This window comes from Streptococcus sp. HMSC077F03 (genome assembly GCF_001812375.1).
Taxonomy (GTDB): Bacteria; Bacillota; Bacilli; order Lactobacillales; family Streptococcaceae; genus Streptococcus; species Streptococcus oralis_S.
In genome coordinates this window covers 41213-56278 of record NZ_KV808772.1, presented here as the reverse complement: position 1 = coordinate 56278, position 15066 = coordinate 41213, and the positions used below count along the sequence as shown (strand labels likewise).

Here is a 15066-nt window from a genome sequence, read left to right as displayed (position 1 = left end):
CAACCTCAAAGCAGTGCTTTGAGCAACCTGCGACTAGCTTCCTAGTTTGCACTTTGATTTTCATTGAGTATAAAAAGAATCCGCTTCATGCGGATTTTTCTAGAAAGGACTAATTATGGATCAACTGCAGATTAAAGATTTGGAAATTTTTGCCTATCATGGTCTTTTCCCTAGTGAGAAAGAATTGGGGCAGAAGTTTGTTATTTCCGCAAGTTTATCCTATGATATGACCAAGGCGGCGACAGACTTGGATTTAACAGCTTCTGTCCATTACGGAGAACTGTGTCAGCAGTGGACGACTTGGTTTCAGGAAACGAGTGAGGATTTGATTGAAACGGTAGCCTACAAACTAGTTGAACGTACCTTTGAGACCTATCCTCTTGTCCAAGAGATTGAGTTGGAACTAAAAAAACCTTGGGCTCCAGTGCATTTACCGTTGGATACCTGCTCGGTGACCATTCACCGTCGTAAGCAACGGGCCTTTATCGCCCTAGGAAGTAATATGGGAGATAAGCAAGCAAACTTGGAAAAAGCCATTGACAAACTGCGAGCTCGTGGCATCCATATTCTCAAAGAGTCCAGTGTTTTGACGACGGAGCCTTGGGGTGGTGTGGAACAAGATAGCTTTGCCAATCAGGTGATTGAAGTAGAAACCTGGTTACCAGCACCAGTCTTGTTAGAAACATTGTTAGCCATTGAGTTAGAAATGGGACGGGTTCGAGAGGTGCATTGGGGGCCTCGTTTGATTGATTTGGACCTACTCTTTATGGAGGACCAGATTATTTACACAGACGAGCTCATATTGCCTCATCCTTATATAGCAGAACGCCTCTTTGTTCTTGAGCCGTTAGTGGAAATAGCTCCCCATTTTATCCATCCGATCCTAAAGCAACCAATTCGATACTTGGTTGACCAGTTGGAGCAAGGAAATGCCTAAGCTTTCCGAGACCTATAGTAAGTGGAAGAGTATTGGGGAGGGACTACTTGCTATTGTTTTAGGGCTTCTCTTGATTCGATTTGGACAAGTTATTCCGAGAATGGGATACCAGTTGCTGATGGGTTACTTTTCCTTGTCAGCAGTTTGGCACTTGTTGACTCGCTGGTTTCAGGATAAAAAACGTCGGGAAAATATCTTTGTAACCTTGGGAAAGCTGGCGGTTGCGGCTCTGGTGTTTGACTCTATCATCTTGCAAGACCTTGCCCTCTATCTCCTGGTTTTTATCATTGCGAGCTACCAGCTGTTTACGGGCATCATTAGTCTTGTGACCTGGTCTCTCTATCGAAAAAATGCCATTCATCCTCGGCTCCATCATCTCTTCGATGCTGTATGGATGATAGGATTCGGTCTTTATAGCATCTCTCCTTTTCACGATGCAGCGAATTTTGAATTGCTCTTGCTTGGGTTTTACTTGCTCATGCTAGGAGCTAGTAGCCTCCGGGACGGTTTCTTTTTTGAAAAGATAGAAAACAATCCCAAGCTGAAACGACGAATGCGAATGACCTTGCCGATCTTTGTGACGGCTTTGATCCCTATCAGCACCTTGCGAAAACTAAATGAGTGGCTGGCAAATCATGAAAGCCAAGAAGGGGAAGTTCATTCAGAAAGAAAAAACGATCAGGTAGTTGATCTGGAAATTTTTATCCATACCTCAGAAACCTCTTTCTTCCTCGCTATGGGACATGTGGATATTTGTTACCAAGGGAAGGTTATTTCCTATGGCTCGTATGATCCCCACTCGGAGCGTTTGTTCGGCATGGTTGGAGATGGTGTTTTGTTTAAGGCCAATCGGGAAAAATACATCGAGCTCTGTAAGAGGGAAAGTCAGAAGACCTTGTTTGCTTATGGTCTGAGTTTGACAGACCAACAGAAAGCAGCCATCCAAGCTCGTCTAGAAGAGATAGAAGACCTGTTAATTCCTTGGGAACCAAGTTCACAGTTGATGAAAAGAAGAGAGGGCGAGGTAAAGCATACCTACTCCTACCAACTGAAACAGGAAGCAGATGCGATCCTCTATAAATTCAGTTCATCCGAGTTTAAGACCTACTTTGTTCTTAGTACCAATTGTGTCTTGCTGGCAGACTCTATCGTAGGAAAAGCTGGGACTGATATATTGAGTCCTCAAGGTTTCATTGTGCCAGGGACTTATCAGGATTATCTTGACTTAGAGTATACAAAACCAAACGGTCTAGTTGTCAGTCGATCCATTTATTAGAAAAAGAAAACTCTAGTTCCTCAGCAGTTTGCGCCGAGAAGCTAGAGTTTTTAAAATAGGTCATTTTCTTCTGGAAGGAGGATGGTTTCTTTACCGTCCGTATCTAAAACAAGGACCCTAGGAGGGTAAAGGGGATCGAAAGGATGATTGAAATCAAAATCAATGCTAGTCGGAAGGTGCTGGCTAGAAAAATGGAAGGTGATGGTCCCCTTATTGTTGAGCAGTTGAAACTCAAGTTCTTCTTCTAATTCAAAGACATTTTTCAGGAAATGATCGATAATATACCATAAAGAGTCAATGACATCATCAGGTAAGCTGGTCACGACACCAAAACTAGCGGAACGTCTCTGTGTATTTGTAAAAGCCATGTTTTCCTCCCCCCTTTATTTTCCTTATCATACAGCAAAATGTCTTAAAAATCAAGAAATCCTACTTGCTTTTTCAAAATGGGAATAAACTGTGAAATTTTTTCAAAGTTTCTCTAAAAAATACTTGAAAGTGTTTACAATAAGTGATAAAATGGAGTAAGTAGATGCGTGAAAGCGAAATTTTCATTATAGAAAGGAAACGGAATGAACACAGATGATACAGTAACGATTTATGACGTCGCCCGTGAAGCAGGAGTTTCGATGGCAACAGTTAGCCGTGTCGTTAATGGCAACAAGAATGTTAAAGAGAACACTCGAAAAAAAGTCCTAGAAGTGATTGATCGCTTGGACTATCGTCCAAATGCGGTAGCACGTGGTTTGGCTAGCAAGAAAACAACGACAGTCGGAGTTGTGATTCCTAACATTACCAATGGTTATTTCTCAACGCTTGCTAAGGGAATTGACGACATTGCTGAAATGTACAAGTATAACATTGTCCTTGCAAATAGTGATGAGGATGATGAAAAGGAAGTTTCAGTAGTCAACACTCTCTTTTCAAAACAAGTCGATGGGATTATCTTTATGGGCTATCACTTGACTGAAAAGATTCGTTCAGAGTTTTCTCGTTCACGGACACCGGTTGTTCTTGCTGGTACTGTAGATGTAGAACACCAACTTCCAAGTGTAAATATCGACTACAAACAAGCAACGATTGATGCTGTAAGCTACCTTCTAAAAGAAAACGAAAAGATTGCTTTTGTGAGTGGACCACTCGTCGATGATATCAATGGCAAGGTTCGTTTGATTGGTTACAAGGAAGCCTTGAAAAAAGCAGGACATTCTTATAGCGAGGGATTGGTCTTTGAATCAAAATACAGCTATGACGATGGTTATGCCTTGGCAGAACGCTTGATTTCATCACAAGCTACAGCCGCAGTTGTAACAGGTGATGAATTGGCAGCAGGTGTCCTAAATGGTTTGGCTGACCACGGTGTGTCTGTACCAGAAGAGTTTGAAATCATTACGACAGATGACTCTCAGATTGCACGATTCACTCGTCCAAACTTGACGACTATTGCCCAACCTCTTTATGACCTAGGTGCTATCAGCATGCGTATGTTGACTAAGATTATGCATAAGGAAGAGTTGGAAGAACGTGAAGTTCTCCTACCTCATGGTTTGACAGAACGCCGCTCTACACGAAAACGTAAATAGAAAAAATCAGGGAATCGTGAAGATTTCCTGATTTGCTTTCTAGAGAAGAGGTTTATCCTTCCATATAGTCTTTCAAAGCTTGTCCTTTTAGTCCAGCATTAAGGGCAATTAATAATTTGAGGCGCGCTTTTTGAGCGTTGAGTTCTTTGACAAAGAAAACACCAGCTCGTTGCAACTGCACCCCTCCACCTTGGTAGGCGTAGACAGGTTCAGCAATACCATTAAAACAACGTGAGACCAGGGCGACTGGGATTCCTTTTTGGAGGAGATTTTCCAACTTTTGAGCTGTTTCTTTGGGAATATTGCCTGCTCCAAAGGCCTGAATGACTAAGCCATCCAGCTGTTCTAAGTCTAACATATCAATCAGCTCGTCTGTCATACCGGCATAGGCTGAGATGATGGGAACCAGACCTTGAATATGCTCAAGATTAAACCGGACACGAGGCTCAGCCGTTTTGAAGTAGAGGATTTCTTGCTTCATGATGAGGCCAAGTGGTCCATGTGTTGGGGTTTGAAAGGTGCTGACGTTGGTCGTATGAGTTTTGGTAACATACTTGGCTGCGTGGATCTCGTCGTTCATGACGACCAGTACACCCTTGTCGGCTGCTTTGTCATCGCTGGCAACTCGCAAAGCGCTCAGATAGTTATATACACCGTCGCTACCAAGTTCGTTTGAACTACGCATGGCCCCTGTTAGAACGATGGGGATGGGCGGAATTTTCATGGTATCAAGGAAGTAAGCTGTTTCTTCTAAGGTATCTGTACCATGTGTGATGACAACTCCATCATAGTTATCAGCTTCCTCTTTAATCTTATGATAGAGTGCAAGCATATGATTGGGTTTGATATGAGGGCTTGGCAGATTAAAAAAGTCTAGGGTATGAACCTCAATTCCTTCAAGTGGATTGGAAACATGGTTCATGGGATTGTCCTGACTAGTTACAACGGCACCAGTGGCGTCTGCTTGCATGGAAATAGTCCCACCTGTATGTAAAACAAGGATTTTCTTAGGCATGATTTAGTCACTCTTTCTGAAATGTGGTATAATCATTGTAACACAAAAGGGGAGAATGGGACAGGATGGAAGTCAAGGCTGTTTTTTTTGATATCGATGGAACGCTAGTCAACGATCGCAAGAGTGTTTTGAAATCCACTAAGGACGCGATTAAGATTGTCAAAGAGCAAGGAGTGCTTGTTGGAGTAGCGACAGGACGAGGGCCGTTTTTTGTCAAGGAATTGATGGAAGACTTGGACCTAGACTTTGCGGTGACCTACAATGGCCAATACATTTTTAATAAAGAAAAGGTACTCTTTGCAAGCCCAATCGCTAAGTCAAGCCTACGTCAACTGATTGCTTATGCTAAAAAGGAGCGTAAAGAAATCGCTCTTGGAACCGAGCATGCCGTTGTTGGTTCGAAGATTATGTCATTTGGTCTCGGCTCCTTTTCCCAACTGGTTAGTCGTTTTATTCCGACTGTTCTGACAAGAACCGTTAGCCGTTCCTTTAATCGAATGGTCAGCAAGGCAGTTCCTCAAAAGGAAGACGACTTGCTTAACTTGATTAATCAACCCATTTATCAAGTTTTGATGCTGATGACGCCAGAAGAATCTGAGAAGGCAGCAAGTGATTTTGAAGATTTGAAATTAACTCGAAGCAATCCTTTTGCAGCAGATATCATTAACCAAGGAAATTCCAAACTAGAAGGCATTCGCCGAGTCGGGAAAGAATATGGCTTTGATCTCAACCAAGTCATGGCCTTTGGTGATTCAGACAACGATCTGGAAATGTTAGCGGGTGTTGGTATGTCGGTTGCTATGGGAAATGGCAGTAGCAGTGTCAAAGAAGTTGCCAAGCATATTACGGCAAGTAATCAACAAGATGGTATCCACAAGGCGCTCGAGCACTTTGGTGTTTTGGCTTCAGAAAAAGTGTTTGTCAGTCGAGACTACCACTTTAATAAGGTCAAAACCTTCCACCACATGATGGATGAACGAACTCAAGAAGAGCCACAGGCATGGGATGCTGAAGGTGCAACCCACCGCGCAGACTTTAAAATTGAAGAATTAGTGGAGTTTGTTCGTGCAGCAAGTTCTTCGGAGGAAGAATTCCAAAACTCCCTTGCAAGCATGCATGAGGCACTTGATAAGGCGGCAGAGAAAGTGGAGAAAAAGACGCCTGCTAAGCAAAACTTGGTCGGTCAAGTGGATGCTTTGATTGACACACTGTATTTTACATACGGTAGTTTTGTTTTGATGGGAGTAGACCCAGAACGCATTTTTGATATTGTTCATGAAGCAAATATGGGGAAGGTTTTCCCAGACGGAAAAGCTCATTTTGACCCAGTTACACACAAGATTTTAAAACCAGATGACTGGGAAGAAAAATATGCTCCAGAACCTGTCATCCGACAGGAACTACAACGTCAGTTTAAAGCTTATGAGCGACATAAAGAAAGAAAAAATAAAAAATAAGAGAAAATTCTTTTCCCTGGATGAAAAATTCGGGGATTTTTTGAACCGAAATCCGAACAATTACATATATATCACTAATTATTATTAGCATATTTATACTTATTTTGAATTAGAAAACGTTTGAAATTTTTTTTGAAAAAGAAAAGAAAAATATTTTAGTTTACAAAAAATAATGCAGAGTGGCATTTTACCCCAATTTATCTAGCTTTCCTTTTAAAAAAATATCAAAAAAAGATGAGTCAAATTATTTGATATTTGAAAGTTGATGTGTTAGAATGAATTCAGAAAGCGAATAAATATAAAATCCTCACGCTGCTATAATATGCTCTTTTTAAAGACAGAAAGTCAACTTGTTTATTTCAGGCCTGTTAACAAGTTGATGTGAAGAATTCACTCTAGTTTTGAGGGTTAGTTATAAAATTGTGCACAATTGCTTTCCAAATTTTTATTATTATTTTTATTATTTTAATTTTCAAGTTTAGAAATTAAAGAATTAAGAGGTTGAAATGAAGAAAAAATATACCTATTTGACAGCTTCTGTTTTAACAGCTGTAACAATGCTTCCAACTTTTGCACCAAGTGAAGCTCACGCTGCTTACAACTGGAATGGGAATAATAGCTACTATACAAGAACTAGCCGCCGTTCAAGCAATCGTACTTCTAACCGTACTACTGCAAATCGTAGCCGCACATCAAACTATACTGTAAGAAGTTATGGCTACAACAGTTATTACCCAAGCTATAACTATGGCTACAATAGCTACTACCCAAGCTATAATTATGGATATGGTAGCTATTACCCAAGTTACAACTACGGTTACAATAATTGGAATAACTACTATGGCTATGACAACAGTAGCAACTACTATGGTTATAACTATTGGAATAGTTACAACAACCTTGCTAGCGATGAAAACTATATTTACTGGAATGGCAATCACTACTACCGCATGAACGACGGTAGCTACCGTATTTATCGTAACGGTCAGTGGAAACCTTTGACAAACAATAGTAACAACAACTCATCTACTAACAACTTGGAAAACGATCCGCACTATCGTTACGAAAATGGATACCATTACTATGTATTGGACAATGGTGATTATTACTACTACCAAAATGGTAAGTGGGTATTGGTGAAAGATTCTGCTGATACAACACCAGCACAACCAGCACAACCAGCTGAGCCAACACCAGCACAACCAGCAACTCCTGCTGAACCAAAACCAGAACAACCAACAACTCCGGTTGAGCCAGCACAACCAAGTCAACCTGAAGTTCCTGCTCCAACACCAGCAGAACCAGAGGCTCCAACACCAGCTCCTAGTGATAAACCTGAAGAGCCAACAACACCAGCTGAGCCAAAACCAGAGCAACCAGCAACTCCAAGTGTTGACCTACCAGAAAACCCACCAATTAATGGTGCTGATAGTGAATTTGATCCATTCAAGCCATCAACAGAAACACCAGCAGAACCAAAACCAGAAACACCAGCAACTCCAGCTATCCCAACAACACCAGGTTTGGTAACGACTGATGAACCAAGTGAAAACCAAATCCCTGATTATGTTGAAAAACCAGCTGAAGGATTGGAACACTTGGCTTGGGCACCAAATGGACAAACTCCAAAATTGGTTTACCCACCAGGTAAACCAGGTGATGCAGTCCTCAAGAATGATAAAAACTACTACTTCGACGGTAGTGCACATTACTATTATGTATCATCTAATTCAGAGCGTACAGGTTACTCAGCATACTGGAAGTGGCTTGGAGGAAAATGGAAACTTCAAGGGATGACTGATCCAAACGATCCAGCTCGTGATCCAAAACTTCACGAAAACACTGCTGATGACGAGTACATGTACAGTGACAAGAACTCAAGCGTGAAACTTTACTCAACTAACTTGGTAACGACTGCTAAAGCAGGTCAAGCATTGCCATTCAAGAATGTTGAAGAGTTCAAAAACTATGTCATCGAAAAAATGAATCCTAAGTTCCTTGATAACTCTGGTTGGGATGCTAAAGTTGAGTGGGAAATCGAAGATCCAGAAATCTTTGAGAAGACGAAAGAAAACCCATACGCTAAGGACTATGTCTTGATTGCAAATCTCAAGAGTGGTGTCGAAGACAAGAAATACAGTGATGTAGAATTTGGTTATGTGAAGTTTGTTTACCGTGTTGAAGCAACAAATGATACAAACTATGACTATGTTTCAAAAGCGAAAGAAGCTTTCGCTAAAATCAATGAGACTCGTAAAGCTCAAGGATTGAAAGAATTGACTTGGTCTGAAGACATTTATCAAAATCAAGCACTTCCGAAAGTAAATGAAATTTCACGTCAATACGATAGCACAGGCTTTGTAGGACGTCGTGATGAAGATGCTGCTGTTGTCGTTAAGAAATGGGCAAACAGTGGTTTGAGAGACTTGCTTCTCGATCCGAATGTCACTGAAGGAGCTGTAGCAGCAGTAGTTGATGGAAACGGTGTATACTACTGGGCATACAGTTACAAATAATTCAATCTTTTGAGATTGACTACTTTCTAAATAAGATAGAGGCTTTAAACAATTGTTTAAAGCCTTTTTCTGACCCAACCAGGACAAACAAAAAGGAGCCAGAGGCTCCCTTTTTTAATGATTACAATGTTTTTTCACTTTCTCTCACGACCAGCAAATCGACTTTTGCATGGCGGAGAATGTACTCAGATGAAGAGCCAACCAAGAGGCGTTCAAAGGCATTGAGCCCTGTTGCACCAACGAGAATCAGGTCAACATTTTCTGCGTCTGGAATAGTACGGGCAAGGAGGGTTTTTGGATTTCCCATTTCGATGACGATGTGAATATCGGTCACACCAGCATCTCTTGCACGCTTTTCGTACTCCTTCATCAGACTTTCAGCATCGACTTGGAGTTCTTCGTAAACTTCAGCATCAAAGGTAGACACGCTTTGAAGAGCGCGTGTGTCGATAACATGAGCAATGGTGAGCTTGGATTCGTTGCGTAGAGCAGTGTAAACACCTTTGACGAAAGCCAAGTCCGCTTCTTTAGAACCATCAATTGCGACCATAACATTTTGGTAACGTTGTGCCATAATGAAACCTCCTGAAATTTTCTTACTGTTATTGTAACCCTTTTCACTAAAGAAGTAAAGTAAAAATCATATTTCAATAAATATTATTGGAGATTCGATTTGGTGGAGATATGTTAAAATAAAAGAAAACGAGCTAGTAGGAAACACAGTAAAGGGGATGAGAAAGTATGAAAGATTTTGTTCAGACTTTTAAAAAAATAAGTTTTCTTTATCATGGAATTATCCTTGCGTCACTTGTAGGTGAAGTAGTGATGCTTTGGCAACTGGAAAGAGTTGTGCCCGTTCTCTATCCAGGTTTTGTTGGATTTCTTCTCTTTCACCTAGTCTACCACATCATTTTATTTGTGATTGCAAAGAGAAGTGGTCGCTTGGACTATTTAGTCACGTGGGGGCTCTTTCTCATGTTTAATCTTTTGTATGATTCCTTTTTAGCGCTGATCTTTCTAGGTTTGTCTTTTGGTATGTGAGAAAATGCTTCTGTATTCTAGTTGTTTAGACGGTGAAAACCTAGTCGTTGTGAGTTTTTTCTTTGCTTGCTCATTTCAGGAAACTTGTCGCAATCCCTTTCTAGTGGTATAATGTTACTATCTCGATGAATTGAGGAAACAAAATGAAAGAATATAACAAGTCTAGTAAGTTAGAGCACGTTGCCTATGATATCCGTGGCCCTGTTTTGGAAGAAGCTATGCGGATGCGAGCAAACGGAGAAAAGATTTTACGTCTGAATACAGGAAATCCAGCAGAATTTGGCTTTACAGCGCCAGATGAGGTCATTCATGACTTGATTATGAATGCGCGTGATAGTGAGGGATATTCTGATTCCAAAGGGATTTTTTCAGCCCGTAAGGCCATCATGCAGTATTGCCAACTGAAGAAATTTCCCAATGTAGACATTGATGATATCTACCTTGGAAATGGTGTCAGTGAGCTGATTGTTATGTCCATGCAAGGGCTTTTGGATAATGGCGATGAGGTCTTGGTGCCTATGCCAGACTATCCTCTCTGGACAGCCGCGGTCAGCCTAGCTGGGGGAAATGCCGTTCACTATATCTGTGATGAGGCTGCAGAATGGTACCCAGATATTGACGATATTAAGTCAAAAATCACTTCCAATACCAAGGCAATCGTTCTTATCAATCCGAACAACCCAACTGGAGCCCTTTATCCTAAGGAACTTTTGTTGGAGATTATTGAGATTGCTCGTCAAAACGATTTGATCATCTTTGCGGACGAAATCTATGACCGCATGGTGATGGATGGGCATGTGCATACGCCTGTGGCGAGCTTGGCACCAGATGTCTTCTGTGTCAGCATGAATGGTCTGTCAAAATCCCATCGTATCGCTGGTTTCCGTGTAGGATGGATGGTCTTGTCTGGTCCTAAGCACCATGTCAAGGGTTATATCGAAGGGCTCAACATGCTGTCCAATATGCGTCTTTGCTCTAACGTTTTGGCCCAGCAAGTCGTACAAACATCATTAGGTGGTCACCAGTCAGTGGATGAATTGCTCCTCCCTGGTGGACGGATTTACGAGCAAAGAAACTTCATTTACAATGCTATCCAAGATATCCCAGGTTTGTCTGCGGTCAAGCCGAAGGCGGGTCTTTATATCTTCCCTAAAATTGACCGCAATATGTACCGCATTGATGATGATGAACAGTTCGTTCTTGATTTCTTGAAACAGGAAAAGGTTCTCTTGGTTCATGGTCGTGGTTTTAACTGGAAGGAACCAGACCATTTCCGTATCGTTTACCTTCCTCGTGTGGACGAATTGGCGCAAATCCAAGAAAAGATGACACGTTTCTTGAGTCAGTATCGTAGATAAGGCTTTCATAGGGAAAAGCAGGAAACATTTACTTAGAGCTATTGACAAATAGGTAAGAATCAGATAGAATAGTAAAGTATGTTTAGTAACTGATCACTTTATAGCCGGCTAAACGAATACAAAATCTATGAGGAGGTATTCATCGTGAAACGTACTTATCAACCAAGTAAACTTCGTCGTGCGCGTAAACACGGATTCCGTAACCGTATGTCAACTAAAAACGGTCGTCGCGTATTGGCAGCTCGTCGTCGTAAAGGACGCAAAGTTTTGGCTGCATAATCCAAACGAATTCAACAAAGAAGTCAGTAGGAACTCGAGTCTACTGGCTTTTCTTTTGATTTTAAAGAGTGCACTGCCCACGAAATCGCCGATTTCAAATGGAACTCATGGAGGGCTCATTTAAAAGGTCACATACAAAAAACTCAAAACCAGATATAAGTTACTGATTTTGAGTTTTTATTTATTCTTTTAAGTGATAAGAGTAACTAGCGACAACGACGTCTTCATGCCATCTGAGAGCGTATTTTAGTTTGAGGCTCATTTGATTGTGCAGGATATTTTGCCAAGGCTTGTTAGGGATAAACTGTGGGACAAGGACTGTAACGGTGTAGTTTTTTTGCTTAGCTTCTTGGGCGATTCGTTTGACATACTTAACGCTAGGGGTGATGATGTCGCGGTAGCTGGTATTGATATTCTTCAGAGTGATATTTGGGAAGTAATCGGCAAATTCCTGAAGAATTTCTTGGTCTTTTTCTGCCGTTTCTTTAGTAGAAATGTGCATGGCTAACACTTCATCACCGATACTTTGAGCGTAGTTAATGGCTCCGACACTTACTCGAGTGACATTTCCTACTAGGACAAGGACAAGGTTGCCGTCATAAGTGCGCTTTTCAATTCCTTCGTAGAGTCGCAGTTGTTTTGCCACTTTTTGGTAATGGCTGTGAATGGACAAAAAGAGGAAGGTTAAAACTAGGATAATTGGGAAGAATGGCCAGATATCTCCAAGTCTGAAGAGGAGTAGAATGAGAACGATAGCATAACAAATGATGGCCCCAAGGATATTAGCAAAGGCAGGTTTTAAGAAGTTTGCTCCTTTTTCCTTTTTCCAATGGCGAATCATTCCAGTCTGAGAAAGGGCAAAGGGAACGAAGACCCCGATAGTATAAAGAGGAATCAAGCGTTCAGTATTCCCGTTAAAAATGAGAAGAAGGATCATAGCCCCAAAGGCCAGAGTTAAGATACCGTTGGAGTAGCCAAGGCGATCCCCCTTTTCCATAAAGAGATGGGGCATGTACTTGTTTTTAGCCATATTGTAAGCCAGCATAGGGAAGGCTGAAAAGCCAGTATTTGCAGCTACAGCTAGAATCAAGGCTGTTGAGAACTGGAAGAGATAGTAGCTAGCATGACCAAAGAATGAATCCCCAAGAATGCCCTTGGCCATTTGCGAGAGGATGGTTTCTCCATTTTGAGGAGTGATGCCCATCCAGTAGTTTAGGAAGGTGATGCCTGCAAAAAGGAATCCTAAAATCAGCGACATGATGGTCAAGGTCTGAGCAGCATTCTTTTCTTTCGGAGTTTTGAAAAATGGTACCGCATTTGAAATAGCCTCAACCCCTGTCAGAGAGGCAGAGCCACTGGTAAAGGCTCTCAATAGGAGAACGATGGAAAGGCTCGGAACAGTTTGTCCAATGGTTGAAGTCGCCTGATAGTTTAGGGAACCTGTAAATAGTTGAAAGAATCCATAAAGCAAGAGAAAGACGGTACTGAAGATAAAGAGGTAGACGGGAATCATCAGAGAGCTGGCAGATTCTTTCAATCCTCTTAAATTTAAGAGCATGAGCAGGCAGACTAGGAAAATAGAGATATGAAGATTGTAGGGATGTAGGGGAGGTATGGCTGCTGTAATAGCATCAGCTCCAGAAGCGACGGATACGGCTACTGTCAGCATATAGTCAACAAGGAGACTGCCTCCTGCAATCAAGCCTAGTTTAGGGGAGAGATTTTCCCGAGTGACCATATAAGCCCCTCCACCTTGAGGATAGGCGTGGATGATTTGACGATAGGAAATGGTCAAACTAGCGAGCAGTAAGAGGACAAAAATACCAATAGGGAGGCTCCACCAAATTGCGAGAGGAGAGAGACTAACTAAAACGAGAATGACTTGTTCAGGTCCATAGGCAATAGAAGACAGGGCATCACTGGATAACATTGCAAGTGCCTGCATTTTTCCAAGTAATCCCCCTTCACCATCTGTGAGAGACTTGAGTGGTCGACCGATAAAGGTATATTTTAATTTTCTAAACATTTTCTTTTCCTTTGATGAAAATTTCAATAAGTGTTATTATACTGCTTTGAAAAAAGGCAGTCAAGGGAGAATGATTGGTATTAGAATATTTTTACAAGCCGAGGGATGCTATTTTTGGTATAATAGATGGAAGAAAATGAGGTTAGAAGAGATGATTTTTGATACGCATACACATTTAAATGTAGAGGAATTTGCAGGACGTGAGGAGGAAGAACTTGCCTTGGCTGCTGAGATGGGTGTGACTCGGATGAACATTGTTGGTTTTGACAAGCCGACCATTGAACGTGCCCTAGAGTTAGCAGATGAGTATGAGCAACTCTACGCAACTATTGGCTGGCATCCGACGGAAGCAGGGACTTACACAGACGAGGTCGAAGCTTACTTGCTTGAAAAACTAAAACATCCCAAGGTTGTTGCCTTGGGGGAGATTGGTCTGGACTACCATTGGATGACAGCATCTAAGAAAGTGCAGGAGCAGGTTTTTCGTCGTCAGATTCAGCTGTCTAAGGACTTGAATTTGCCCTTTGTGGTCCACACTCGTGATGCGCTAGAAGATACTTATGAGATCATCAAGAGCGAGGGAGTTGGTCCTCGTGGTGGGATTATGCATTCATTTTCAGGCTCTTTGGAGTGGGCTGAAAAGTTTGTGGAGCTTGGCATGACCATTTCCTTCTCAGGAGTGGTGACCTTTAAGAAAGCGACGGATATCCAAGAAGCTGCCAGAGAACTTCCCTTGGAAAAGATTTTGGTAGAAACAGATGCCCCTTACCTGGCTCCTGTTCCTAAACGTGGCCGTGAAAACAAAACAGCCTACACACGCTATGTGGTAGATTTTATCGCGGATTTGCGTGGTATGACGACTGAGGAGTTAGCCGCAGTAACAACTGCAAATGCAGAGCGTATCTTTGGATTGGACAGCAAGTGATGAAAGAAAAAATTTCCCAAGTCATCGTAGTCGAAGGACGGGATGATACAGCTAATCTCAAACGTTATTTTGATGTAGAGACCTATGAAACACGAGGTTCCGCAATAAATGGCCAAGATATAGAGCGGATTCAGCGTCTGCATGAATTGCATGGAGTCATTGTCTTTACAGATCCAGATTTTAATGGGGAACGCATTCGGCGCATGATTATGACGGCCATTCCAACGGTACAACATGCCTTTCTCAAACGAGATGAGGCTGTTCCCAAATCCAAGACCAAGGGACGTTCTCTGGGAATCGAACACGCCAGCTATGAAGATATGAAAACAGCGCTGGCTCAGGTGACAGAGCAATTTGAAAACGAGAACGAGTTTGACATCAGTCGTGGTGACTTGATTCGCCTAGGTTTCTTGGCGGGAGCAGACAGTCGTAGGCGCAGAGAGTATCTAGGCGAACAGCTCCGCATCGGCTATTCCAACGGCAAGCAACTCCTCAAGCGCTTAGAGTTATTTGGGATAACCTTGGCAGAAGTGGAAGAGACTATGGAAAGTTATGATAATAGTTAGATAGCCCAAAAATACAAAGGGAATGTGTTACAATAGAGGTACCTAGATTTATTTCAAGAGATTCATTTTGATAATATTTAAATGGAA

At 41.8% G+C, this 15066-nt stretch carries 14 protein-coding genes; 10 read left to right on the top strand and 4 right to left on the bottom strand.

Annotation, left to right across the window (positions count from 1 at the left end; genetic code table 11):
* The first annotated feature begins 115 nt into the window (after window positions 1-115).
* Together folK and HMPREF2853_RS03840 are read left to right on the top strand one after the other, a co-directional pair.
* The gene (gene folK, locus HMPREF2853_RS03845; protein ID WP_070534919.1) at window positions 116-937 is read left to right on the top strand and encodes a 2-amino-4-hydroxy-6-hydroxymethyldihydropteridine diphosphokinase; all 822 of its coding nucleotides are present in this window, start codon (window positions 116-118) and stop codon (window positions 935-937) included.
* Window positions 930-2213: a hypothetical protein gene (locus HMPREF2853_RS03840; RefSeq protein WP_049500583.1), complete on the top strand. Its 1284-nt coding sequence runs from the start codon at window positions 930-932 to the stop codon at window positions 2211-2213. The genes folK and HMPREF2853_RS03840 overlap by 8 nt, the downstream gene beginning before the upstream one ends.
* Before the next feature lie 50 nt (window positions 2214-2263).
* On the opposite strand, the gene HMPREF2853_RS03835 is transcribed toward HMPREF2853_RS03840, so the two are convergent.
* Entirely contained in the window at window positions 2264-2581 is a 318-nt protein-coding gene (locus HMPREF2853_RS03835; RefSeq protein WP_000886047.1) for a DUF960 domain-containing protein, read from the bottom strand.
* Between the two features lie 204 nt (window positions 2582-2785).
* On the opposite strand from HMPREF2853_RS03835, the gene ccpA reads away from it, so the two are divergent.
* Window positions 2786-3796 (top strand): catabolite control protein A, encoded by a 1011-nt coding sequence (ccpA, locus tag HMPREF2853_RS03830; protein ID WP_001090635.1) that lies wholly within the window; start codon window positions 2786-2788, stop codon window positions 3794-3796.
* Between the two features lie 52 nt (window positions 3797-3848).
* On the opposite strand, the gene HMPREF2853_RS03825 is transcribed toward ccpA, so the two are convergent.
* Complete coding sequence (locus HMPREF2853_RS03825; RefSeq protein ID WP_049500580.1) at window positions 3849-4811, bottom strand: asparaginase; 963 nt, start codon at window positions 4809-4811, stop codon at window positions 3849-3851.
* Window positions 4812-4876: 65 nt separating this feature from the next.
* Here HMPREF2853_RS03825 and HMPREF2853_RS03820 point away from each other — a divergent pair, with 65 nt between their 5' ends.
* Window positions 4877-6268 (top strand): Cof-type HAD-IIB family hydrolase, encoded by a 1392-nt coding sequence (locus HMPREF2853_RS03820; RefSeq protein ID WP_000453123.1) that lies wholly within the window; start codon window positions 4877-4879, stop codon window positions 6266-6268.
* A 506-nt stretch (window positions 6269-6774) separates the two neighbouring features.
* Window positions 6775-8784 (top strand): CAP domain-containing protein, encoded by a 2010-nt coding sequence (locus HMPREF2853_RS03815; protein ID WP_000731511.1) that lies wholly within the window; start codon window positions 6775-6777, stop codon window positions 8782-8784.
* A 121-nt stretch (window positions 8785-8905) separates the two neighbouring features.
* On the opposite strand, the gene HMPREF2853_RS03810 is transcribed toward HMPREF2853_RS03815, so the two are convergent.
* The gene (locus HMPREF2853_RS03810; RefSeq protein WP_000079162.1) at window positions 8906-9358 is read right to left on the bottom strand and encodes a universal stress protein; all 453 of its coding nucleotides are present in this window, start codon (window positions 9356-9358) and stop codon (window positions 8906-8908) included.
* Window positions 9359-9525: 167 nt separating this feature from the next.
* On the opposite strand from HMPREF2853_RS03810, the gene HMPREF2853_RS03805 reads away from it, so the two are divergent.
* The 3 genes from HMPREF2853_RS03805 to rpmH all read left to right on the top strand — a co-directional run bounded on the left by HMPREF2853_RS03805 (window position 9526) and on the right by rpmH (window position 11462).
* The gene (locus HMPREF2853_RS03805) at window positions 9526-9825 is read left to right on the top strand and encodes a hypothetical protein (protein WP_000651415.1); all 300 of its coding nucleotides are present in this window, start codon (window positions 9526-9528) and stop codon (window positions 9823-9825) included.
* A 143-nt stretch (window positions 9826-9968) separates the two neighbouring features.
* Entirely contained in the window at window positions 9969-11183 is a 1215-nt protein-coding gene (locus HMPREF2853_RS03800; RefSeq protein WP_000666454.1) for a pyridoxal phosphate-dependent aminotransferase, read from the top strand.
* Between the two features lie 144 nt (window positions 11184-11327).
* A complete protein-coding gene (gene rpmH, locus HMPREF2853_RS03795) occupies window positions 11328-11462 on the top strand; it encodes a 50S ribosomal protein L34 (RefSeq protein WP_000831905.1) in 135 nt (44 codons plus the stop codon).
* A gap of 181 nt (window positions 11463-11643) precedes the next feature.
* Here rpmH and HMPREF2853_RS03790 read toward each other — a convergent pair whose 3' ends face one another.
* Entirely contained in the window at window positions 11644-13488 is a 1845-nt protein-coding gene (locus HMPREF2853_RS03790; RefSeq protein WP_070534917.1) for an APC family permease, read from the bottom strand.
* Between the two features lie 151 nt (window positions 13489-13639).
* Here HMPREF2853_RS03790 and HMPREF2853_RS03785 point away from each other — a divergent pair, with 151 nt between their 5' ends.
* Together HMPREF2853_RS03785 and rnmV are read left to right on the top strand one after the other, a co-directional pair.
* Window positions 13640-14413, top strand: coding sequence for a TatD family hydrolase (locus HMPREF2853_RS03785; RefSeq protein ID WP_070534915.1), 774 nt, complete (start codon window positions 13640-13642; stop codon window positions 14411-14413).
* Window positions 14413-14979: a ribonuclease M5 gene (gene rnmV / locus HMPREF2853_RS03780; RefSeq protein ID WP_070534913.1), complete on the top strand. Its 567-nt coding sequence runs from the start codon at window positions 14413-14415 to the stop codon at window positions 14977-14979. Before HMPREF2853_RS03785 ends, rnmV begins: the two co-directional genes overlap by 1 nt.
* Window positions 14980-15066 lie beyond the last annotated feature (87 nt).

Excerpts from the sequence above, each read along its gene's own strand:
- folK (WP_070534919.1), top strand. The coding sequence starts at position 116 with ATGGATCAACTGCAGATTAAAGATTTGGAAATTTTTGCCTATCATGGT.
- HMPREF2853_RS03840 (WP_049500583.1), top strand. The coding sequence starts at position 930 with ATGCCTAAGCTTTCCGAGACCTATAGTAAGTGGAAGAGTATTGGGGAG.
- HMPREF2853_RS03835 (WP_000886047.1), bottom strand. The coding sequence starts at position 2,581 with ATGGCTTTTACAAATACACAGAGACGTTCCGCTAGTTTTGGTGTCGTG.
- ccpA (WP_001090635.1), top strand. The coding sequence starts at position 2,786 with ATGAACACAGATGATACAGTAACGATTTATGACGTCGCCCGTGAAGCA.
- HMPREF2853_RS03825 (WP_049500580.1), bottom strand. The coding sequence starts at position 4,811 with ATGCCTAAGAAAATCCTTGTTTTACATACAGGTGGGACTATTTCCATG.
- HMPREF2853_RS03820 (WP_000453123.1), top strand. The coding sequence starts at position 4,877 with ATGGAAGTCAAGGCTGTTTTTTTTGATATCGATGGAACGCTAGTCAAC.
- HMPREF2853_RS03815 (WP_000731511.1), top strand. The coding sequence starts at position 6,775 with ATGAAGAAAAAATATACCTATTTGACAGCTTCTGTTTTAACAGCTGTA.
- HMPREF2853_RS03810 (WP_000079162.1), bottom strand. The coding sequence starts at position 9,358 with ATGGCACAACGTTACCAAAATGTTATGGTCGCAATTGATGGTTCTAAA.
- HMPREF2853_RS03805 (WP_000651415.1), top strand. The coding sequence starts at position 9,526 with ATGAAAGATTTTGTTCAGACTTTTAAAAAAATAAGTTTTCTTTATCAT.
- HMPREF2853_RS03800 (WP_000666454.1), top strand. The coding sequence starts at position 9,969 with ATGAAAGAATATAACAAGTCTAGTAAGTTAGAGCACGTTGCCTATGAT.
- HMPREF2853_RS03790 (WP_070534917.1), bottom strand. The coding sequence starts at position 13,488 with ATGTTTAGAAAATTAAAATATACCTTTATCGGTCGACCACTCAAGTCT.
- HMPREF2853_RS03785 (WP_070534915.1), top strand. The coding sequence starts at position 13,640 with ATGATTTTTGATACGCATACACATTTAAATGTAGAGGAATTTGCAGGA.
- rnmV (WP_070534913.1), top strand. The coding sequence starts at position 14,413 with ATGAAAGAAAAAATTTCCCAAGTCATCGTAGTCGAAGGACGGGATGAT.